This is a genomic window from Roseofilum sp. KMC-1, assembly GCF_057802075.1.
Map to the genome: position 1 here is coordinate 1,448,038 of NZ_CM173605.1, position 23,114 is coordinate 1,471,151.

Here is a 23,114-nt window from a genome sequence, read left to right on the forward strand (position 1 = left end):
AATTATTGGTAATGGGGGGCGTAACTTACCCTCTCTCCATCTCCCTATCCCCCATCAGGTTTATTCCCGCGCAGAGGTGCGATGTTTTTTCCGGGCGCTACTGCGATCTTTTTTGGCTTGAGCTTTTTCTAGGCGTTTGGTTAAGCGTTTTTCGTTGCTCGGTTTCGCGGGTGTTTTTGTCGATCCACTGCTGGCTAGATATTCGCTCAAGGCGTAAATCGTTGGATAGGCTAAAAGATCCACAACTTTTAAGTTTAGATCGAAGCGATCTTGCAATTTACTATAGACCTGAACCAACAGCACCGATTTCCCCCCCAATTCAAAGAAGTTATCATGGATGCCTACGGTTTCGAGTTGCAGCACTTCGCACCAAATTTTAGCGATCGCCTGCTCAATTTCGTTCCCTTCTAGGGCTGGGGTACTGGCCGCTTCTTCGCTCTGATGGGCCAAGTTGCGGAGTTTTTTGCGGTCAATTTCTCCACTCTTAGTTAAGGGTAATTCCGGTAACTGAACCAGGGCAGAGGGACTGATAAATGTGGGATGACCGAGGAGGTCAGGCACATTCGAGTCAGCTAACCCCTCTAAGTGTAAATTCTCCGTCTTCGAGGTAAAATAGGCCGCCAACTGATGCAGGGTATAACATTCTCCATGATCATCTTGGGGTTGATGTTCTGGCGTTTCTAAAATATACGTGCCGTCGGCTTTCTCCGTGGCAATGAACGTATGGGGGGCATCCTGGGCATTTTCCGGCATCACTGGCAGTCCTAAGCGCTTGCCTAAGCCAATGCGGGCCGGTTTGCCGGTGGCTCCTTTGGGAATAGAGTCCATCCAGACCAAACACTCTGGTAACCACTGAAGCTCCAGTTCTTTTTGTTGCAAAATAAACTGACGCAAAGCAGCTAAGGAGGGGCGCTTGGTTTCACCTGGAGCCAAAACGATCGCCGCGCCGACCACTTCTCCCCAGAGTTCATGGGGGGCAGCAAATACTACCACCTGACCCACAGCCGGGTGTTGTTGGACAATATCTTCAATCATCATGGGGCTGATCTTTTCACCACCCCGGTTAATGATTTCCTTAAATCGACCAACTAGATACACATAGCCATCTTCATCGACATAGCCCTTATCGCCCGTTCGCAGCCAACCGTCAATAAAGGATTCTTGATTGGGGTTATAGTCCATCCAGTCGCGCAACTCGTACCCGGAGGTGACGCAAGCGCCCCGTACCATTACTTCCCCTTCCGCAAAGGGGGGCAGAATCTTCAGTTTGGGTTGACCTTTGCCGGTTTCGTCTACTTCCCCGATAATCAGTTTCGGCCCGGCCGCTTGACCGACAGAACCCCGCCGGGACAAGCCCTTACCCACTTGGGGACTACAAATGGGCATAGATTCGGTCATGGCGTAGGTGGGTAAAATTTCACAGTTGAAGACCTCCGCCATGCGTTCGGCAATGGTGGGTAGCAGAGCAGCAGAACAGTTGCGGATCAGTTTCAGGGAATGGGGGGGAGGGCTGCCGGTTTGGGAGATTACTTTTTCTGCATAGTCGAGAATGGCTTGGTGCATGGTGGGCACGGCAGAATACCAGGTGGGGGCGGGTCTACCATCCCCTGGTTTTAGCCACTCAAAGAAGCCCTCAACGCCGTTATCTGCACCATATAACCCTGGGGTGCAGATTACACTAGCCCCAGCTAAGAAGGTGGCCAAGATATTCACGGACAAGCCATGAATATGGAAGAGGGGCATAACATTGATACAGGTGTCTTCTGGGGTAATGGCGATGGTGCGGCTGATGGTGAGGGAGCCTGCGGTGAGGTTGCCATGGGTGAGGGGGACGGTTTTGGGACGTTTGGTTGTGCCACTGGTGTGTAAGACAAGGGCGATATCTTCCCGGCTCGGTTTTTTCGGGGTAACGGGTTGGATGTTGGTCTTTTTGCTGGTGACTTCTTCTAGGGTATAGAGTCCGCAAACCGACGCATCGGGAATCAGTTCGATGACGCGCACGCCCACACTTTCGGCACAGGCTTTGAGTTTGTCGTTTTCAGCTTCTCCCCGTTTGAGAATGAGGGCGACGGCGCTTAGGTCTTCTAGTTCAAAGAGGACATGCTTTTCGGTTAAAGCCGGGTTGATGGGGGCAAAGACGCATTCTTGAGCCATGGAGAGGAAGGCGAGGGCGGCTTCTGGCCCGTTGGGGAGGGCGGAGCAGACGCGATCGCCTAATTTGATCCCCAATGCGCTCAGGCTGGCATTTTCGAGTCGCTGTTGCACAAAGCGCTTCAGTTGGGCATGGGTGAGGGGCTGGCGATTATCGGTGCTGAAAATAGCGGGGTTTTCGGTTCCGGGCAGTAAGTCCACCCAGGTGTCAAACTCGATGGATTGGGCAATTTTGTCTACTTCGCAGGTTTCAGGAACGGGTACAGGTTTTTTCCCTTTTGCGTTGTTTGTAGGGGCGGGTTTGAAACCCTCCCCTACAGCGTCACCCGTGAAGGGGCGGGTGACGCTGTAGGTGGTGCGCGGCTGCGTGATGACGGCGACTTGTTCGATGTCGGGGTGCGATCGCAACTTCTCTTCCCAGCGAGCGACTACCTCTGCATCCAGGATTTCCAGTTGGCTTAAAGCGGCTTCGTCTACCTCTGCCGATCGCGTCTTGGGCAGAGTAGAAATGGGGACATAGGCATCGGGAAGCAAGCCAGGGGTGAGAATCGATTGAGCCAGGTTTGCGTGCAGCTTATCCAAAGTCAAGGGGTCGGCGACAATATAAGCGATTTTATGGTTATCTTGGAGTAAAACAGCACATTCTTTAACCTCTGGTTGAGTGGTTAATGCGGTTTCTAGGAGCGATCGCACCTTCTCTTGACTATGAATTTCCGCTTTATGATTCTCCAGTTCTGGGGAGAGGGAGAAACTCTGGAGAGGGGTTTCTGGTTTATGGAGGGCTTGGCCTAAAATCAACAGATAGGAATCGATCAATCCCTTAATGGTCTCTGGATCGAACACCCCTGCATTATAAGTTAACGAGCCTTTCAGTTCCCCTTCCATCTTAATCAGGGTAAAAAACAAATCAATATCAGCAGGTAATTTTTCCTCAATTGATTGGGTCGTAATATTCTTATAACTGGGAACATCTTCCCCCATATCGATATAGTCAAAGAACAGTTGGAATAAATTCTTATAGCTTTGATTACCTGTGGGTGCTTCCTGAGCAGAGCCGAAGGATTGGATCAATTCACTTACATAATTAAGGGGAATATGTTGGTGAGCATAAGCCTCTAGCGTCGTTCGTTTGATCTCAGATAAGAGCGCTTTGAAGCTTGCGCTCTCGTCTAGTTTTTCCCGCAAGAGGATAATATCTGCAAAAAAGCCGATCGCCTTTTGTAATTTAGCCTCAGAGCGCCCCGAAACGGGAAAGCCCAATACAATGTCTTTTTTCAGAGAATATTGATAAACTAAAACATAAAAAACCGATAGAAAAACAACTACCGGAGTGACATTGTATTCCTGGGCAAACTGTTGGACTAATTCGGCGGTAGATTGGGGCACTTCAAAATACTGCTGAGTCCCTCTTGTCGGGGTAGGTTTGACATCCACCTGTAGGGGAAATCGGTCAATCGGAACCGGGTAAAGGGTGGGAAGATCAGCCAGTTTTTCCTGCCAATATTTCAATCCTGAATCTAACCTTTCTCCCTGTAACGATTCTCGCTGCCAGAGGGCATAATCAGCGTATTGAATCTCTAAGTCAGCCAGGGGATAGGGTTCTTTAGATAACGTAGCATCATAGAGTTTTAATAACTCTTCTGAGAGCAAATTATGGGAGAGTCCATCGGTGATGATGTGGTGGAAGACCGAAATTAAAACCGCTTCTTTCTTGCTAAATTTCAGTAGCTCAAAGGCAAACAGGGGCGCTTGAGACACATCGAAGGATTGATTTAAAAGCGCTTCCACCCGTTCTTTAACCACCTGGGATTTATTCGCTTTCGTGAGTTTATCGTATTCCTTGACCTCTATTTCCACCGGCACGCTCGGTAAAATCTCTTGAACTAAAGTGCCATCCACCCAAGCAAATGTAGTTCTGAGGGTTTCATGGCGATCGCTGATTTGATCCAGACAGGACTGGAGTTTTTTCTCATCAATTTTACCCTCAATTCTTAGAGCTTGGCAGAGGTTCAGCGCCGCACTATCGCTCATTAACTGCGTCACCGTCCACAACCGCTCCTGTTGATAAGAGAGAGGAATTTTACCCTGCCTCTCCCTAGGAACCAGGGGCAGAGCATTTCCAGTGGATTGATTTTGCAAAAGTTTTAACAGAGCTGACTTATTTTCCGAGAGCAGCTCTCTGATTTCTGTGGTTAATGCTCCTTTGGGGGCGCGAATTTTCAGTTCACCGCCTTCAGCCCAGAGTTTGATGCCTGCACTCTTAGCTTTTGATAAAATTTCCGTGAGGTTCATAGGGTAACTTCCTCCATGTCTTCTTCTGGGCTATTTTCAGTGGGCGAATGGTCTACAGCGCTTAGTTGCTCTAATAATAAGTGCTGAGTGACCCATTGAGCAATCTCAATGATGCTGATTCCTTCAATCAGTTTAGGAATGGGAATATCCACCTCCAGTTCTCGCTGGAGCAGGTTGCGTAATTCCACCGCTAGGAGGGAATCAAGTCCCATCATGGTTAAGGGTTTTTCAGGATCGATTTTTCCGTCTTTCATGCCTAAAAGATGGGCAATTTTCGGCTGAAGCAGGCTTAAGAGAAGGGGTTCTCTTTCCTCGTTGGGGGCAGCTTGGAGTTGGTCGAGCAGGCGATTCTTGTCGGTTCCTTTTTCTTCCTCTGTTTTTTCCTGACTTTCTTCATGGATGCGAGAGCTAAATTTCTCGAAGGTGGCGTGTTTTTGCTGTTCTGGCAGTTGGCGCAGGAAGTCGGGCCACTGCACGGGAACTACGGCCATTTGCGCTTCGCCCTCTGATAAGAGTTCGGATAAGGCTTGCATCCCTTCTTCGGGGTCAAGGGAGCGCAGACCACTCTTTTCTAAGCGCTGTTGTAGTTCGGCGCTTAAGTTGGCGGCCATACCTACTTTACCCCAGGGCCCCCAGTTAATGGTGAGGGCTGGTAAACCTAATCCTCGACGATAATGGGCGATCGCATCCATAAAGCTGTTGGCGGCTGCATAATTACTTTGTCCGGCCGATCCAAACAGGGAAGCAATGGAAGAGAAGCAGACAAAGAAATCTAGGGGTAACTCTTGGGTGAGTTGATGCAAATGCCAGGTTCCCAGGACTTTGGGAGCCATGACTTTGGTGAACTGTTCCCAGGTGAGGCTTTGCAGCAGTCCGTCGTCTAAGACTCCGGCTGCATGGATAATACCTTTGAGGGGGGGTAAGGTGCTGGAGATTTGTTCTAGGAGTTGGGCGTTATCTGTGGCTTGAGAAATATCGGCTGTGATAGTCGTCAGGGTTGCGCCCCCACTTTCGAGTTGGGCAATTTTGGCTAGATCCGTTTCTGAAGGCGAACGACGGGAGGTTAGCACCAGGTGGGTTGCTCCTTGCTCGATCATCCACTGAGCAATTTCTAAGCCTAATGCCCCTAACCCCCCAGTAATGAGATAGGTGGCTTGGGGTTTGATGGACACTTTCCTGGGTTGTTCCGGTAGGGAAATGACCACTTTGCCAATATGCTTGGCCTGTTGCATATGGCGGAAGGCTTCTTTAATTTCTATGCTGGCAAAGGTTTGATGCGGTAAAGGGTTGAGGGTTCCGTTTTCCCATTGGGGAACCAGAGCATTACCCAGTTGAGTGACAATACCTGGTTGTCTTTGGGCCACTTCTCCGAGGTCGAAGGGGAAGTATTGCACGTCGGGACGCTTGGCTTGGACTGCTTCTGCACTCCAAATGCCGATTTTACCGATTTCGACAAAGCGTCCATTTTTGGCTAGGATCTCTAGACTTTTTTCGATGAATTCTCCATTGAGACTGTTTAGGACGACATCTACCCCTTTGCCTTGGGTTTTTTCTTGGATCTCTTGGGCAAAGTCGAGGGTGCGGGAGTTCATAATATGCTGGATGCCCAAAGATTTGAGGAAGTCCCATTTTCCAGGACTGGCGGTGGCGAAAATTTCGGCTCCGGCAGCTTGGGCAATTTGCACGGCGGCTTGGCCGACTCCTCCGGCAGCCGAATGGATTAAGATTTTATCGCCTGCTTTAAGTTGGGCCAATTCCTGTAAACCATAGTAGGCGGTGAGGAAGGTTAAGGGCAGGGTTGCCGCTTGGGTGAAGTTTAGGGGGTTGGGCAGGGGCATCACCCGGTTGGCGGAGGTGGTGAGGTAGCTACTAAAGCCATCATTGAGTAAGGTGGCCATGACGCGATCGCCAATTTTCCATTCATTCACCCCTTCGCCTACTGTAACGATGGTTCCTGCACATTCAAAACCAAAGGTCAATTCATCGGCATGGGTGATGCCCAAATGTTGAGCATAGTAATCTTTGAGCATCCCCAAGGAGTTGAGGACATCGCGGAAATTGAGTCCTACGGCTTTCACTTCGATTTCTACTTCACCTACACCAGGGAGACGACGCTCTAGGGTTTCCCAGGTGAGGTTGTCGATGGAGCCATATTCAGAGAGTTTCAGTTGTACCGGTTGCCTGTCTTGCCCGTTTCCTGAGCGGAGTCGAAGAGGGGTTTTCCGGTGTTCTAACCGAGCCACATAGCGCCGTCCTTGACGTAGGGCAATTTGATCGTCGGGGTTCTCACTGAGCAGTTCGGCAACTAATCCGGGAATGCTGGCATGGATGGAGGTATTGGGATCGAGGTCGATGCGCCGACAGTTGAGTTTAGGCTGTTCGAGAACGAGGGATCGCCCCAAACCCCAGAGGGTGGCAGCATGGGGTTGGGTGACTTCTGTTGGATCGAGGACGTTTTGAGTTCCTTGGGTAACCAGGGATAGCTGGGGGTTGATTTTCGCTTTATTGAGAGCTTGCACCAGATGTAGGATGCTTGCCAGGTTTGTAGGGGCGGGGGGTTCCGTAGGGATGGGTTTTAAACCTACCCCTACGGTGGCCCAGAGATGCACAATACCGGTGATATCGGGGTGATCCTGGAGCAATTTTTGATAGTGTTCGGCCTCTGTAGGGTTGATTTGATAGTGGGGGGTTTTGAACGGGCGGTATTTTTTCCCCGCCGAGATCCAAATACAGGTTTGCTCTTGGGGTTTGAGGGCTTTTTCTACGGCTTCGGCTAGTTGGGCGTTGGGGGCAAAGACTAACCATTTACCCGGTTGTGCTTCTGTACCCGATCTTAAGGGCATTTCTTCCCAGTTGAGCCGGTAATAGATTTCTCCTAAACCGGGTTGCAAGCTGCGTAGGAGCGCGGAGGCTGTTGTGGGAACTAGGGTGAGTCCTTTGATTTCGACTAAGAGGGTTCCTTGGTCATCGACTAGGTTGATGTGGCCTTTTCCGGTTTTAGGGTCGAGGGAGGCGATCGCCCAAACTTCTGCTCCAGGTCGATGATAGAGGGTAAGCTGGTCAATACCGATGGGTAAATAGGTGACATCGGGTTTGCTGCTCTCCAGGGCTTGTCCCATGGCTTGGAAGGCGGCATCGAGTAAAGCTGGGTGAATGTGATAGTCTTTCAGGTCTTCGCTGAGATCCTCTGGTAGTTCCAACTTGGCGCAGATTTTTCCTTCTCCTTTCCAGAGCTGGCTAACCCCTTGGAAACTTTGACCATACTCTAAACCCATCTCGTGATAATGGTGGTAATGGGCTTCCTTGGTAATTTCTATGGTGCAGGTTGTTTCCTGTTCTTTGAGATCGACTTGACACTGGGATGCTGATGTGCTATGCATCAGTTTGCCTTCGGTGTGTAATGTCCAGGTGGGGTCATCTTGGTCAGCCGAGGTACTGTAGATCTGGAACTGGTAGCGCTGTTTGCTGATGGGGGTGACTAGGGTTTGTACCCGCTTAACTTCGTTTTCTGGGAGCAGTAAGCCTTGTCTGATGGTGACTTCTTCGATGACTAAGTGATGGGCGTTGAAGAGTTCTTTGGCGCAGGCGATCGCCATTTCCAGGTAACCGGTAGCGGGGAATAGGGCGCGATCGAATACTCGGTGATCTTTGAGATACCCTGGGGCGGTTTCTGCTAGATAAGATTCAAAGCGCTGTTGATTGTCAATTCCGGCTAAGTGCAGTTTCTCTCCTAGCAGGGGATGGAGGAGTTTACCGGTAATTAGGTTGTGTTTGGGTTGGATGGGTTGGGACTCGATCCAATACCGTTGGCGATCGAAGGGATAGGTGGGCAGGGCTATTTTTTGATACTGCTGTCCGGGATAAAAGCTTGACCAGTTGACGGAAACTCCTTGTACATAGAGTTCCCCTAAACTAGAGAGAATTTGTTGTTCTTCTGAGATTTGCGGACGCAGGGAGGGCAGCCAACTCCCCAGACCATCGGCTACACACTGCCGACCCATGCCCAGTAAGATAGGTTTGGGGCCAATTTCCAGGAAGGTTTTACACCCCTGTTGCTTTAAGGTTTCCATACTTTGGGCAAAGTAGACGGGTTGGCGAATGTGAGTTAGCCAGTAGTCTGGGTTGGCGATCTCTGCACCGATCTCTGTGCCGGTAACATTGGAGATCAGGGGAATATTGGGTTGATGGAAGTCAATTTCTGCTGCTACTGCTCTAAATTCTGCCAGCATGGGTTCCATGAGGACAGAGTGGAAAGCATGGGAGACTTGCAGTTGTTTGGTTTTGATGCCCATTTTCTCACAGTGGGCGATCGCCGCTTGTACTTCTTTTTGCTCCCCAGAGAGGACGATACTATTGGGGCCATTGTAGGCAGCAATTTCTACCTTCCCTTTCGACGGAAGCTGCCTTAGCACCTCTACCACTTCCGATTCTGTGGCTAACAAGGAAACCATTTCGCCGCCAGGGGGAAGTTGCTGCATTAAACGCCCTCGCGCAGCGATCAGTTTTAGCCCGTCTTCCAGGCTAAAGACTCCGGCTATACAGGCTGCCACGTATTCTCCTACACTATGACCCATGACCCAATGGGGTTGAATCCCCCAAGATTCCCAGAGTTTGGCTAGAGCATATTCGACGGCAAACAGGGCGGGTTGGGTATATTCGGTTTCGTGGAGTTCCTGGGCATATTTGGGGGTGTAGAGCAGGTCGAGTAAGGAGGGTTTCAGATAGGGTTTGAGGAGTTGGTTACAGGTATCTAAAGTAGCTTTAAATACGGCTTGGGTGTTGTAGAGTTCTTTACCCATGTTGGGGTACTGAGAGCCTTGTCCAGTGAAGAGAAAGGCAATTTTTGGCGCTTCTCCCAGTGCTTTCCCCCGCATGACTGCGCTATTTTCGGGCTGTTTGAGGAAGAGGCTCAGTTGCGCGTGCAGGTCTTGGGTGCTGGAGGTGGCGATCGCCAACCGTTCCGGAAAGTTATGTTCTCGGCCTTGATGCAGAGTATAACAGAGTTCTGCTAAGGAAGTTTTCGGATTCTTTTTTAGATAAGTTTGATAACCTTTAACTAAGGCTTCTAGGGACGTTTTGCTTTGGGTCGATAGATTAAAAAGATGATGACCCGATGAAGTTTTTGCCGGATGTTTTAAGGTTTTTTTCGCTCTACGGGGCGGTTCTTCGACAATCACATGGGCATTTACGCCACCAATACCAAAGGAACTGACTCCTGCTCGACGGGGAATTTTTTTACCCGATTCGGTTTTCAGTTTCTTCCACTTCTGGGTTTTGTCAATAATATAAAAGGGACTATCTTTCAGGTTGATGCGGGGATTGAGTCCATTGAAGTTGACAATTTTAGCCAGTTTCTTGTGTTGCATGGCGAGGAGAATTTTAATCAGTCCCGCAATTCCGGCGGCTCCTTCTAAGTGACCGATATTACTTTTTACCGCCCCTAAACCACAGTAGGCGGTTTTAGAGGCGGTTAATCCATATTCCTGATAGAGTTGTCTAAATCCCCGTTTCAGTGCATTGACTTCAATCGGATCGCCCAGGGGTGTGCCGGTTCCATGGGCTTCAATATAGGAGATGGTATTGGGGAGAATGTTGGCTTTGCTATAGGCAGTACGCAGCACTTGGGCTTGGGCGTAGACGTTGGGAGAGGTGAGCGTCCGCGCTTTTCCTCCATGGTTAACGGCGCTCCCTTTGATCACCCCATAAATACGGTCTCCATCGGCGATCGCCTTTTTTAGGGGTTTCAATAAGATCATCCCTGCACCCTCTCCCCGGACATAGCCATCGGCATCTTGGTCAAAGGCTTTACACTGACCCGTAGGGGATAACATGCCCAGTTGACTCATTTGAATATAGCGAGTTGGAGTACAACAAACACTCACACCCCCCACTAAAGCCTGCTCGCATTCTAACTCTTGAAGGGCATTAATTGCCTGATGAACCGCAACTAAAGAACTCGAACAAGCCGCATCTACGGGAATACTCGGCCCATGAAAATGAAAGAATGAAGAAATGCGATTAGGCAACATGCAAACCCAAGTCCCCGTACCACTATGGCCATTTACATTTTCTTCATTTTGATGTTGCAATAAATCATAGTCATAGTTGCATACTCCCACAAAAACACCCACAAGGCTCCCGGCTAGTTTATCCGGCGCATAACCCGCATCTTCTAAACAAGACCAACTTAATTCCAGCATGATCCTATGCTGGGGATCGATGCGCTCTGCTTCCCTAGGAGAAACTCCAAAGAAATGAGCATCAAACTCATCTACTCCTTCCATAAATCCCCCCCACTTACTGATAGTTTTATGGGGGTCTTGTGGCGTAGATGAATAATATTTTTCTATAGCCCACCTCTGACCGGGGACTTCGGTAACACTATTAACCCCTTTCTCCAAATTCCGCCAAAATTGATTGTAGTCATTTGCCCCTGGAAATCGGCAGCTTATACCAATGACAGCAATCTCTGGAGCTTCTTTGTTTTCTTTACACTTCATTTTTTTTAATCAATTAAGACACAAAACTATACGATAAAAATATCCGAATTGTGGATTGAATTGGACTACCTTCTGTTTAGCAGCTCAATTAGAGGTTATTTTTTGTAGCCAGATTATTGACCGATAATATAGTTGTTTCATTGAGTCTTGATAGCTCCCTGAGTTAACAATATCATAAACCATAGAGTTTTTTAGTTTGTCTCTACAATTTAGTTCTTGATTCATTTGAATTTTAGTGTACCATCTAAGTTATCAAGGATGGTTTTAAGGACACACTCGGTTAAACCCTTTGTGCTTTTCTTTTTTCTATACTTTGACTTTTTCCATTAGGTGGATACTTGATTGAGTCCGAAAGTTCAAGGGCTAATCTAGCATAAACATTAGTATTTGGCAAGATCATGAAAATTGTATTGGTTTGTACAGAAAAATTACCTGTACCTTGCGTTCGTGGTGGGGCAATTCAAACTTATATTGACGGTATTTTGCCTTACTTGAGTAAAGAACATGACATCACTGTTGTTTCTGTAACCGATCCCAGTTTACCGGAACGAGAAGTCAGAGATGGTATTCGATATGAACGATATGCACCGGGAGATTCCGATACATATTATCAGGCAGTTGCTAACTTTGTTGCTAAAGAAACTTTTGATTGGGTGATCTTGTATAACCGCCCCAAGTATTTACCCTTAATTGCTGATGCCGCACCTCAAAGTCGCTTTCTTTTGAGTATGCATAATGAGATGTTTCATGCTAAGAAAATCACACCTGAACTCGCTCATCGCTGTTTAGATCGAGTGGAGGTAGTGGTTACTGTCAGCCAATTTATTGCTGATGGAATTGCCGAATTATTTTCAGATTACCAGCATAAACTTAAACCCGTTTATGCGGGAGTTGACCTCAATCGCTTCCAACCGCGATGGGTATCAGGAGTACAAGAGCGTCGGGCCAGCTTATTAGCCCAAAACGACCTAGAAGATAGAAAAGTAGTGCTTTGTGTCGGTCGTTTAACGGATAAAAAAGGCCCGCATATCTTACTCAAAGCCTTTCCTCAAGTGCTGGAAAAACATCCTTCTGCCGTCCTATTACTGGTGGGAAGTAAGTGGTATGGTAAGAATGAAGAAAACGAATATGTCCGCGATCTAAAAGAACAGGCGCAACAATTGGGTGATGCTGTACGTTTAACAGGCTTCATTTCACCCGGCCAAGTGCAAGATTACTTCCTTTTAGGTGATATTTTTGTCTGTGCATCTCAGTGGCAAGAACCGTTGGCCCGGGTTCATTATGAAGCTATGGCAACGGGGTTGTGTATTCTGACCACAGTGCGGGGAGGAAATCCAGAAGTGATTATTCCGGAAAAAAATGGCTTGCTGGTTACAGATTACGAAAATCCTGATGCTTTTGCACAACCGATTAATTACCTTTTATCCAATCTCGATTTAGCGGAAGATATGGGACGTAATGGTAGACACTTAAGTGAGATTAATTACAGTTGGTCTAGGGTTGCTTCAGAAATCATGAAAATTCTAGATAATCCTTCTGCATCAACTCATTCTAAGTAAATTCTGTGAAGATATCTTGTAGGGGAGAACGGCCGTTCCCCCCTACAGCTTGGACAGAGTTTTAGTCAAATCATTGTAAAAAGTCCGAAACCATTTGATGGTTTCCTTCTGCTCTGATTTCTTCTTCTTTTTCTTGGCTTTCCGACTGTAAATAATTTCGGGTTCTCCACCAAAATCTGTCTTGCTCCTCAAGAGGGTGATTTGAGTGATTTCGCGGACAATTTTTAATTCAGAGTTTAATTTTAACTTCGGTTTTGTTTTTTTCTGGATCTTGACTGGGGAGATCGATGTATACTGGGAGCTATCAGGGACGATCCAGGTTGCCCCCTCAATCTGTCCATGGTTACCGCTGTCTGTTCGATCGTAGCTTTGATTCCCTGAACCTTCATTCAGGGGCCAATAACTGACTAATCCAAGTTCCTTGCCGGTTAAACGTTGCTGAAATTGGGTTGTGATTTCTTGGTGAGTGCGGGGTTTATTCCAAATCCGAAGATCTGCGATTTGTCCTTTAAATCGGGTTTTACCAAAGAGTCGTCCAATTTGAAAGGGTACATCACTAGGGGGGTTGATGGGATCGGATAAGGATTGAGATCCTTGGGATTGAGCATCAATATACAGTTCAACTTGCTGACGATCGATGACTAAGGCGAGATGATGAAATTGGCGATCGCCAATTCTCATCGCAGGTTGCCAAACTGCGGGGGCTTTTGAGTATAAAAATTTGATTTGCTCATGATTTCCTTTTAAGTTCTGGTACAGTAAACCATAGCTGTAGTTATACTGACGATCGCCTCGACCGAGAAGGTAATACCGACTTCCCTCTTTGGGGTCTGTCAGTTTAAACCAAAATTCGATCGCCATGGATTCGGTAAAATTTAACTCACTGCCATTGCCGCAGTCAATATAATCGTCTTTACCGTCAAAGTCTAAGATCCTTTCAGTCGGGTAAGGATAGTCCAAATTTTCGGTCATGAAACAGGTTTGTCAAATAGAATTAGAAAAAAGTAACAGATACAGAAGCATCTGTTACCTATTACCTTATTACAGTTCAAGATTTAGAGAAAGGGATTAGAACAGTTGTTCCCAACTCTTAGCTGTATTTTTGACAAAATCCTTGATCCAACCATTCTTTTTCTTGCGATTAGAGCGCTCATGCCGTTCAACGTAGGTGCGGGTTGCTTTATCTTGCCGTTTGGCAACATCGCGCACGAGCTTCTCCAGAGGAGAAAGATATTTGTTTTGCTTTTTGCGTTTCTTGCGCTTTTTCTTCTGCTCTTTTCCATAAATGGTTTTGGGTTTGCCTCCGACATGATTCGTATCGGTCAAAATGGTGATACTCATTACGGATTTGTCAAAGTCTAGATCTAAATTGAGATCTTCAGGTTGATCGGCTTTGGGTATAACGTTAGCAGAGGTTGCAGGAACGATCGCCCCAGATGGAGATTGAGTTTCATCAACTAAGGGAACTTCCAGGAAATACGAGTCTTGCTGCTCCCAGGTTCCTCCGTAGAGGGTGGCTGTACTGTTTCCAGTGCGATCGCGCCAGCGATACGGAGCATTATCGCTCATTTGAGCATCACCCTCATTGAGCGGCCAATAGCCCAATAATCCCGATTCTTGTCCACTTAACTCAGAATTCTTTTGAGTCTGGATTTCTTCTATCGAGCGTTCTCGATTCCAGATCCGCACCTCAGCCACTTTACCCTGGAAGTAGAAGATTCCCCCATCTCCTGAATAAGGACACTGAGCGCCAATACGCAAGGGAACTGTGCTATTTTGCCAATCAATGACTCGATCCGTTTCCCATTCACTCGCCAGTTTCCCATCTACATACAGTTGATGGGTAGTTCCGATCCGTTTGACCGCAATATGTGACCATTTATTTTCAGCCACGGTTGACTGTAATAAATATCCCTGTTGACTATCCCAAAGGAGATCGTTTCCGGTGCGATCGGATAGCATAAAGGCGATCGCATTCTTCTCTTGAACGAGTCGGAATTGATAAGCACTCACCCCCTGTCTCTGTGAAGAGAGGATCGTACCCGACTTTCCAGTATTGTATACCCAAGCTTCCAGAGTAAAGGGTTCAGTACCGAAGTTGAGTTTACAGTCAGTTTCAATGTAGTCAGTTTCACCATTAAAACTCAACACTGATCGGCCATTCCCCTCTGCTTTCGGAGCTGCTGGCTCCATTGGCACAGGTTCCCCAATTGCTGGTTTCATTTCCACAGCATCTTGTTGCCAAGTTGCGCCATCAATTGTACCCGGTTGACTATTCCCCGTTTTATCAGGGACTTGCTCTCCCGTACCTTCATCGAACAGCCAATAAGCCACTAATCCCGCTTCATTACCCGCCAAACGGCTATCCATCTTCGCTTGAATTTCTTCAGCTGTCAGCGCCCTATTCCACACCCGGACATCACTTAATTCACCAGCAAAATACTTATCCCCATTGCGATTTCTACCCAACCGATAATTTCTAAAAATGGTGGGCATAGAATCAATCGCTTTTGCATATTGCTCTTCCCCATTCAGATAGGTTTTTACAGTCGATCCATCATAGGTGATGGCCAAATGTTGCCATTCTTGATTCACCTTACCAATCCGAACCTGAATATCTGTGTGGCAGAACCGATAATATCCCCCCATGGCATCGATTTGGAATGAACCACTCTCCGAAGGGTTATGGGAGGTACTCATCACACCCGCATAGTTAGATTGCTTTTGACTCGCTTTCGCCCACATCTCTACAGAAAACGTGGGCGCTTCCCACTCAGAGGTGGGCACTTCCACAGAGTCATCGACCCCATCAAACATGAGATCCGAAGAGATAGAGAGCCTTTCTTCTGAGGGTTCTGATTCTTCCAGCTCTGACGTTGAGCTGACCTCCTCAGCCAAAGTTAATCTTAAATCTGAACTTCCCCAAGTTCCTCCATGAACTCTTCCTGGGTTAGTATTGCTCGTCATATCCTCTGCGGTTGTTCCTGTGCCTTCATTCAGAGGCCAATACCCAGTCAACCCTTCTTCATCTCCAGCCAAGCGCTGATTCATGCTGGCTTTAATCTCCTCTGGAGAGCGGACTCGATTCCAAATCCGCACTTCTGCCATTTCTCCTTTGAACAGATAGCCCAAAGCATCCGCTTGTGAACCTAAACGCACGGGCAGCTTAGTCACGGTTCCTACCTGACTGGGAGTACCCGTCTGATCTAGTTCTCCATTGATATAGAGTTTGGCTCCATTGGCTTCCTGTTTAAACGTGACTGCTACATGCTGCCAAGTCCCTGTTTTTAAAGTTCCACGACTGGTAAGAATAATTCCTTTGTTAATAAATCGCAGGTTTTGCGGGTAGGTATCAAAGGTAAAGCCTTCACTTTGACCGCCAAAATTTTTGTCTATAATCCGCCTACTTAAGACTTCCGGTTTAATCCAGGCTTCAATGGTGAAGTTGTCAATTACATCTAAGGTTGGATTAGTCGGGATTTCTACATAGTCATCGACCCCATCAAACGTGAGAATAGTTGTCTGTGTTGAGGAAGTTTCTGAGGGTTCGGCTGGTGCAGGTTCTAGGGTTGGCGCTGGAGAGAGTTCTAAGCTGGAAGTTGCCCAAGTGGCTCCCTGAAGAGTTCCAGGGTTGCCTTTACCGGTCTTATCTTCTGCACTTGTACCACTCTCTTGGTTTAGGGGCCAGTAGGCGACTAATCCTTCTTCATCTCCCCTGAGTCTGTAGTGCATCGATTGCTGGATCTCTTCTTGGGAGCGGGCCCTATCCCAGAGGCGTACTTCCGTGATTTTGCCATTGAAGAAAACGCCCGGATTGCTTTCGGTCACTCCTGCACCAATTCGCAGAGGATACTGGGTATTAATTAGGATTTTGGATGGGACGGGTTTACCAGAAAGTTCGCCGTTGATGTAAAGTTTCATGGTACTGCCGTCATAGGTAGCAGCTACATGAGTCCAGGTGTTGAGAACTACATCTGCACCATGGACTCCAACCCATCCCCCGTTGCCTGTCCAAAATTGCCATTTATTGTTGTTGCCTGCATAGAGGATGTATCCGCCTAATGCTGTGCTGCCTTGAGCGGTGCGACAGGTTACTGGCGATCGCCATTGTCCTAGTCCTCCTTCTACTTTGACCCAACAGGATAGGGTGAATTGAGCTGGATTGAGTTCTTTTTTATAGGGAACTTCTATGTAGTTGTTTATGCCATTAAAGCTGGCAATTGATTGAGTATTTTGTGGCTTTAAGTCAGTTGCCCCTGGAGCAATAAAGTCAAGATTTTCCTGTGTCCAAGTGGCTCCATAAATTGTGCCTTGGTTACCATTGCTTGTTCTATCTCCTGCTGTTGTGCCATTCCCTTCATTGAGGGGCCAATAGGCTGCTAGTCCAGGTTCATTCCCGTTGAGACGCTGACCCATGAACCTTTTGATTTCTTCTGGCGATCGTACCTGATTCCAAATCCGCATCTCAGCCATTTGACCCTTAAAATAACGGCCAACTGCTTCATCTAAAGCCCGAGCTACATATAAAGGAGTTTTATCAGCAATTAAGGTTCCTCCTGTAGGGCCTTCAGCTTGAAGATCTCCATTGATATAGGTTTTAGCCGTTGTCCCATCATTCGTAATGGCCACATGATTCCACTGATCCCATTTTAGAGAACCATTAGGGGTATTGGGTGCGCCCGCATTGGTGCTTTTATTCGTACGGAAGCGGTGGTGTATATATCCAGTATTATGAATCCAGATATGGTAATTCCGACCCGGTTTACCCACAATGCCTTTCCACTCTTCACTCGGTTTACCATTGGGCTTAATCCAGACTTCTACGGTATAGGATAAAACTTGTAAGCTGGGACGGTCAGGAACAGACATATAATCATCTGTGCCGTCGAAAGTTAGTACATATTGTAAGCTACTCATCGCTGGAATATTCTCCTCAACGGTTTTCAATGGAAATCAAGAAAAACACACAATCATCAGTAAAAACAAGCAACAACATCTTCATGCTTATGGGAAAAACCCATATTCCTTACGCTCTAGAATAGAAGCACACACTGACAACATTCTAATCGTCAAGAGCATTGCGATCAATATAGCTACCCATCCAATATAGGGAATCACCATAATATTACGAACAAGCTCCTCAATGGCTGCATTATGAATCCATTCAATCAGGGAAAAATGGTATTGATATAGAAAAGTATACAAGACAAAGAGGGCTACAAATCCAACTACATAAGATGACGACCGAAAAACGACCGCTAGGGCTAAAGCATAGGGGTCTGCGGTTAATTCAAAGGGAGTCGTCCGTTGCCGTAGCTCAGGAAGGATTATATTGTTGTATTCATCAACAATAGTAAAGAGTTGATTCAGAGATGCACGGATCACTTGCGGTTCTAAGCTTTTTCTAAACGCTCTTCGATCCGCTTGCTTTTTATACTTATTAATTAACTGGAAAATATCAAAATCAGGGACAATATACTGTAGCGATCCATCTAAGGTTGTAAACGAACGAATAATCTTCAATAAGATCCAATTACTAGGCGTTTTATATTTGATTTGTACTTTAGAGACCTCTTCTGTTGCTCCACCAAAAGATTTTTCTTTATAATCTATTCCTTTAAGCTGTGCCTTAGCAGCCCATATTTCTATACCTTGAGCCATTTCTGATCGCACTCTGGGCATATTCACTCTGGGAACATCAAGGGCAAACCGGATATAATAATCAGACGCTTTAGCAAAGTCTTCTTCTGCCAACCCATTAATATAATTCAGGTATTTAACTCTCAAATCTCGATCTAATCTGCCAATGCTCCCCATATCAATTAAAGCAAACTTACTATTGCGGAGTAATATGATATTCCCTGGATGTAGATCACCATGATATAAATTATCTTCAAAAATCTGCCGATATAATGACAAAAATAACTGTTCGCCTAGTTTTTCTGTATCCATGTTATTTTCTTCTTCCCATTGACGAACCTTAGCGGGATCGCTTTCAGATACTTTGATATAGTCAGACATCAATACACCATCAATAAATTCCATTACCAATACTCTGCGCCTAGAATATTTATCATAAATTTTAGGGACATATATCTTATGTGCCTTAAGAGACTTTCTCATTCTTCGAGTATTAGAAGCCTCATACCGGTAATCCAATTCTTCCCGAAATGTTTTTTCGAGTTCTATAATGGCTTCATCTAATCGTAAAAAAGTGGCGATATTCAATCGAGTTAAGAGATTAACAAGAACCTTAATTAAGTTCAGATCTCTTTCAAAGGATTCTTTAATTCCTGGACGTTGTATCTTCACAACTACCGGTTTTTGTTCATTTCTTAGAACTGCTTTATGAATTTGGGCAATAGAAGCGGCTGCAAGAGGCTGATCGTCAAAGTATTCAAATACTTTTTCTACTGGTTGACCCAGTTCTTCTTCAATGGTTGCTCGGACAACTTGGGTCGGAAAACCTAATGCTTCAAACTGTAAACGGCGCAACTCATCGCAAACCAGAGGAGGAAATAAATCTGTTCTTAAGGCCAGCACTTGTCCAGCTTTAACCCAAAATCCACCAAATTCTTCAAATATTTCCCGGAGATCATTGGCCGTTTTTTGAGGATTAGGTTTTTGAGTAATACTTCGGATTTGTATGCCTAAAAAATAAACTATAAAGCGTCGGAGAACGTAATAGATAGAAAATCGGCGTGGTTGCAATTCAGCAACGACTTTCACTTTTTTTTTACTTTTAGCTTCAATTAGCGGTGTAGGAATATCTTTACGTTTAACCATCCTTAACAAGGGCAGAGTTGCTTAGGTCAGGAGTTAATAATCCACCCAAATGCTATAGTAACATAGTTTTTGGGTGGATTATTAACCGGAAATAATTGAGTTGGGCTAAAAAGAGTGTTGTATAAAACCCTTTTTAGATGAGCAAAAAACTAAAACTTGTTGTCTGGTTTTTTGGGAACAATAATAATAATTGGTTGGGCATTTTCTTCAACTTGACCGGCGGTTTTTAGATCTTCCATGGTCTTTGCTAGTTTCTTGAAGAGCTTGCCTTCTCCACGTTTTAAATCTTCGATATCATCCTTTTTCGCACCAGGCATTTCAAGGATGATGGTATTTGCTGTTTGTGCTACCATCTGTTTATTTTCCTCAATTTAGAGATAGGGTTATGGGTATTGAGACAGAACTTTAGAAACAGTAACAATTTCAGTCAGCTCAGATAGCTGACTGAAGAGGCAGAAGATCACATCTTTAAGAGCTTACTCGCTGCCTTGGTATAGTTTTTTCCAAGGTCTTTCACCCATCCATTCTTTTTCTTTTCATTCGACTCTTCATGGCGACGACGATACTCAGTGGTCGCTTTGTCGAATTGCTTGGCCATGTTGAAAATCATTTTTTCTGGCCCTTTCAAGTCTTGTTGTTTCTTTTTCTTTTTCTTTTTAGGACCACGCCCTTCGAGAACTTGCGCTTCACCACCAAAGTCTTCATCGCTCTCAAGAACGACTACGCTTTTTGCTTTATCAGCCATAACTTTTGACTCCTGTCAATACAATACAGTTTTTGATGTACTTAAAGGTTGCCTGCACACATATATTGTAGCACATTTTTGGAAATTTGAAAACTTTTCTGGCAATAGCCTGAACTTGACTTGTGCGAACAAGATCCGGATCTAAGATGATTGTGCATCAGAATTTATTATCATCTTTCTTCTTCTGAACCAGGAAGATAACGGGTTGAGCGCTCTTGCTGACTTGTCCGGATTGTTTCAGTCGCTCCATTATACCTGAAATGCCCTTCAGAAGCTTGCCTTCTCCACGCAACAGGTCATCAATATCGTCTTTTTTAGCACTACCATAGTTGACAATCACGGTGTTTTCCGTTTGAACTTTAGCTTGTTCTTGTTCAAGTTGAGCCGCTACTTGAGTCGTGATTTCTTGTCTCCTACGGTCTAATTCAGTATATCCGTAGTATTCGGTATAACGCCAGACATGGTGGTAGAGTAACTGCAAGATATAGTTGAGTAAGTTAACCATTTCCTCATGGGAAAGGAGTTGGTTCAACTGATCCGAAAGAGGAATAAAAAATAAGTTAACATCTATACCCGTAAATTCAGCAATTACTGAACTCAACCGTTCTTTTAATGCATCTTCGACATTCGTACCTTGACTGATTAAATCATCAAGCACTTCCTTAAGTTCCTCTTGAAATGCTCCAACTAGCTTAGTGAGGTTGCTCTCTATATTATCACTCAAAAATGGGATGGCTTGGATTTCAAGGATTATGGGATAAGCAACAAACTCCACACACATATCCAAGACCACATTTTTTAAGTCAGAGTCACGACCTAAATTCTCAATTTGAAAAGAAGGGTTAAATTTACTAGGGAAACCAGGTACTGAGCGCTTAATGTGAGTATAGTTCTGAGCTTGGCTAAATGCTTCTAGTCCCTTAAATGCGACTTCAATGGCCACATTTGAGGGTAGGTTAGGCTCATAGATTCCTGGAATTTTTCTCATCCCCTCGATTTCCCAGACATTGGGGACTACATCAATCTGGTTCCAAAGTCGGTCAGTTTTATCCCCTAGAGTCCCATTGTAATAATTGGCAAAGGCTTCATTTCCTGGAGAAAAACCTGCTAAAGAAACCACTTTTACCGTTGCTGTTTTTTTCTCATCCCATTCGGCTTGACGGTCTACTAACAGAAGTCCAAGACATGGGGCCATTGCTCCCGCTAAACTATGACCAGCAACGGTAATTTCAACCGGTTTAGTTGCCTGGGTTATCACTTGTTTCAGATAATCTAGCAGTAAGAGATCTTTATCCCACATATTGGTTACTAAGTCTCTTAAGGCTCTAGACATTCCAGCAGAAATAGCGAGTTGACCATTGTCTTGTTTTATAATTTCTGTACTCTTCCAGGGCTGACCAGCATTCCATGGTGTAGCTTGCCCTACGTTAACATCTTCCATCAAGATGTTTTGCAAAGAAAATGGATTAGTTCCTGCGAGAGCAATTACATATTGGTCGATCTCTGTGTTGTCTATGTTTTTAGCCACATACATGGTGTGGTCATTTACATTAGACGAGGATATTTTGGTGTTGTTTTGATAAATGGCACATCCCCAGGTTAGTTGCCAAATCCCAATCAGATTGCGAATTTGGGCATCAGCAAAATTGGCTTTGATGGCTTTAGTGGCAAAGGTCTGTAAATATTCTTGAGATCCAAAATAGGTTTTGGGAATAGAAAGACAATAGGTAAGCCAGATTAGGGAAAGAACTTTTTGCTGCCAATCGTATTGACCTGACATTGTGTTACCTCATGAAGGGGTTGATTAATGGGCTAAACTTTATGATTATAGTTTTATGTAATCATAATTATAGCCATAGACTGAACTGATTTTCAGTATGAGCTTTCAGCAGTTATTAGTTAATCTTGGATTCCGATTGGAGAATAGCCGATCGCTGACCTAGAGTCAAGAGTTTTTGAGGAAAATCACAAAACTGTAACCATCAATACTTTATCAACCCTTATGGATAAGGATATATGTTTTAAGTATGTTTTGAGTAAAAACAAGCAGACCAAGGATAAAAATGTGTGGCTTAAAAGTTTAGAGCCAGAGGATAGGGAAGAGATCTTTGGTTCTAATTTTACTCTAGAAACACAAAAATACCAACGAGATCCCAAAGCTCAGGTTTTCAAGGAATTAGGGCTAGAGGTTTTACAAGTTTTACCGAGTGCTTGTCCAGAAAAGGTGTACCAAACTCTAGAGAATTTTTGGTTACCTTTGGCACTGAGTTTAGGGGAATCGCAAAAACAGCTTGGGCGACCTCTGATTCAAGGCGTTCTAGGGGGTCAGGGAACTGGTAAGACGACGCTAGGGGTTGTCTTAAAGTTGATTCTAGCAAAATTGGGCTATATATCAGCGAGTTTATCCTTGGATGATTTATATAAAACCTATAGAGAGCGTCAAATTCTCAAGACTCAAGATCCTCGTTTCATTCGTCGGGGGCCTCCGGGAACCCATGAGGTTGAGTTAGGAATTGAGGTGTTGCAACGGTGTCGTCGGGGTCAGTATCCGGTAGAATTTCCCCGGTTTGATAAATCGGCTTATGAGGGAGAGGGAGATAGGACAGAGCCAGAACTGATTGCTCATGCGGATATTGTCTTTTTTGAAGGGTGGTTTGTTGGAGTACAACCGATTGATCCGGATCGGTTTAATTTTTCACCTGCTCCCATTGATACTGAAGAGGATCGGCAATTTGCTCAAGAGATGAATAAACGGTTATGTGAGTACTTACCTCTCTGGGATTGTTTAGATCAACTTATTATTTTATCACCAACAGATTATCATTGGTCTAAAGATTGGCGATGGGAAGCAGAACAAGAAAGGATGGCAACCGGGAAAGGGGGGATGAGTAAATGGGAAATTAGTGATTTTGTGGATTATTTTTGGCGGAGTTTACATCCTGAGTTGTTTATTGTACCTCTGACCCAGAATCCAGACTTAACGGATTTAGTGGTGGAAATTAATCGGGATCATTCTGTGGGTCGAATTTATCAACCGATGGGAAATGGAGAAAATCTTAAATGATCGTGAACTCAAGTGGG

At 45.4% G+C, this 23,114-nt stretch carries 10 protein-coding genes; 2 read left to right on the plus strand and 8 right to left on the minus strand.

Annotation, left to right across the window (positions count from 1 at the left end):
* Positions 1-60: 60 nt before the first annotated feature.
* On the minus strand, positions 61-4,443 hold the full coding sequence (locus AC3FZD_RS06795) for a condensation domain-containing protein (RefSeq protein WP_488739398.1): 4,383 nt from the start codon (positions 4,441-4,443) through the stop codon (positions 61-63).
* On the minus strand, positions 4,440-10,943 hold the full coding sequence (locus AC3FZD_RS06800) for an SDR family NAD(P)-dependent oxidoreductase (protein ID WP_488739399.1): 6,504 nt from the start codon (positions 10,941-10,943) through the stop codon (positions 4,440-4,442). The genes AC3FZD_RS06795 and AC3FZD_RS06800 overlap by 4 nt, the downstream gene beginning before the upstream one ends.
* Positions 10,944-11,341: 398 nt before the next feature.
* Here AC3FZD_RS06800 and AC3FZD_RS06805 point away from each other — a divergent pair, with 398 nt between their 5' ends.
* Positions 11,342-12,502 carry a glycosyltransferase family 4 protein gene (locus AC3FZD_RS06805; RefSeq protein ID WP_488739400.1) on the plus strand — a complete coding sequence of 387 codons (1,161 nt, stop codon included), beginning with the start codon at positions 11,342-11,344 and terminating at the stop codon, positions 12,500-12,502.
* 42 nt (positions 12,503-12,544) lie between these two features.
* Here AC3FZD_RS06805 and AC3FZD_RS06810 read toward each other — a convergent pair whose 3' ends face one another.
* The 6 genes from AC3FZD_RS06810 to AC3FZD_RS06835 form a co-directional block, all read right to left on the minus strand.
* Positions 12,545-13,474, minus strand: a complete 930-nt coding sequence (locus tag AC3FZD_RS06810) for a LamG domain-containing protein (protein WP_488739401.1) — start codon at positions 13,472-13,474, stop codon at positions 12,545-12,547.
* Between the two features lie 96 nt (positions 13,475-13,570).
* Entirely contained in the window at positions 13,571-17,419 is a 3,849-nt protein-coding gene (locus AC3FZD_RS06815; protein WP_488739402.1) for a LamG-like jellyroll fold domain-containing protein, read from the minus strand.
* 87 nt (positions 17,420-17,506) lie between these two features.
* Positions 17,507-19,288 carry an ABC1 kinase family protein gene (locus tag AC3FZD_RS06820; protein ID WP_488739403.1) on the minus strand — a complete coding sequence of 594 codons (1,782 nt, stop codon included), beginning with the start codon at positions 19,286-19,288 and terminating at the stop codon, positions 17,507-17,509.
* Between the two features lie 149 nt (positions 19,289-19,437).
* The gene (locus AC3FZD_RS06825; RefSeq protein ID WP_488739404.1) at positions 19,438-19,641 is read right to left on the minus strand and encodes a DUF6200 domain-containing protein; all 204 of its coding nucleotides are present in this window, start codon (positions 19,639-19,641) and stop codon (positions 19,438-19,440) included.
* A 107-nt stretch (positions 19,642-19,748) separates the two neighbouring features.
* Positions 19,749-20,033 carry a DUF6312 domain-containing protein gene (locus AC3FZD_RS06830; protein ID WP_488739405.1) on the minus strand — a complete coding sequence of 95 codons (285 nt, stop codon included), beginning with the start codon at positions 20,031-20,033 and terminating at the stop codon, positions 19,749-19,751.
* Between the two features lie 157 nt (positions 20,034-20,190).
* Entirely contained in the window at positions 20,191-21,813 is a 1,623-nt protein-coding gene (locus AC3FZD_RS06835; RefSeq protein WP_488739406.1) for a DUF6200 domain-containing protein, read from the minus strand.
* Between the two features lie 222 nt (positions 21,814-22,035).
* On the opposite strand from AC3FZD_RS06835, the gene AC3FZD_RS06840 reads away from it, so the two are divergent.
* Positions 22,036-23,097: a glycerate kinase gene (locus tag AC3FZD_RS06840; protein WP_488739407.1), complete on the plus strand. Its 1,062-nt coding sequence runs from the start codon at positions 22,036-22,038 to the stop codon at positions 23,095-23,097.
* The last annotated feature ends 17 nt before the right edge of the window (positions 23,098-23,114 follow it).

Excerpts from the sequence above, each read along its gene's own strand:
- AC3FZD_RS06840 (WP_488739407.1), top strand. The coding sequence starts at position 22,036 with ATGGATAAGGATATATGTTTTAAGTATGTTTTGAGTAAAAACAAGCAG.
- AC3FZD_RS06810 (WP_488739401.1), bottom strand. The coding sequence starts at position 13,474 with ATGACCGAAAATTTGGACTATCCTTACCCGACTGAAAGGATCTTAGAC.
- AC3FZD_RS06795 (WP_488739398.1), bottom strand. The coding sequence starts at position 4,443 with ATGAACCTCACGGAAATTTTATCAAAAGCTAAGAGTGCAGGCATCAAA.
- AC3FZD_RS06805 (WP_488739400.1), top strand. The coding sequence starts at position 11,342 with ATGAAAATTGTATTGGTTTGTACAGAAAAATTACCTGTACCTTGCGTT.
- AC3FZD_RS06815 (WP_488739402.1), bottom strand. The coding sequence starts at position 17,419 with ATGAGTAGCTTACAATATGTACTAACTTTCGACGGCACAGATGATTAT.
- AC3FZD_RS06835 (WP_488739406.1), bottom strand. The coding sequence starts at position 21,813 with ATGTCAGGTCAATACGATTGGCAGCAAAAAGTTCTTTCCCTAATCTGG.
- AC3FZD_RS06830 (WP_488739405.1), bottom strand. The coding sequence starts at position 20,033 with ATGGCTGATAAAGCAAAAAGCGTAGTCGTTCTTGAGAGCGATGAAGAC.
- AC3FZD_RS06800 (WP_488739399.1), bottom strand. The coding sequence starts at position 10,943 with ATGAAGTGTAAAGAAAACAAAGAAGCTCCAGAGATTGCTGTCATTGGT.
- AC3FZD_RS06820 (WP_488739403.1), bottom strand. The coding sequence starts at position 19,288 with ATGGTTAAACGTAAAGATATTCCTACACCGCTAATTGAAGCTAAAAGT.
- AC3FZD_RS06825 (WP_488739404.1), bottom strand. The coding sequence starts at position 19,641 with ATGGTAGCACAAACAGCAAATACCATCATCCTTGAAATGCCTGGTGCG.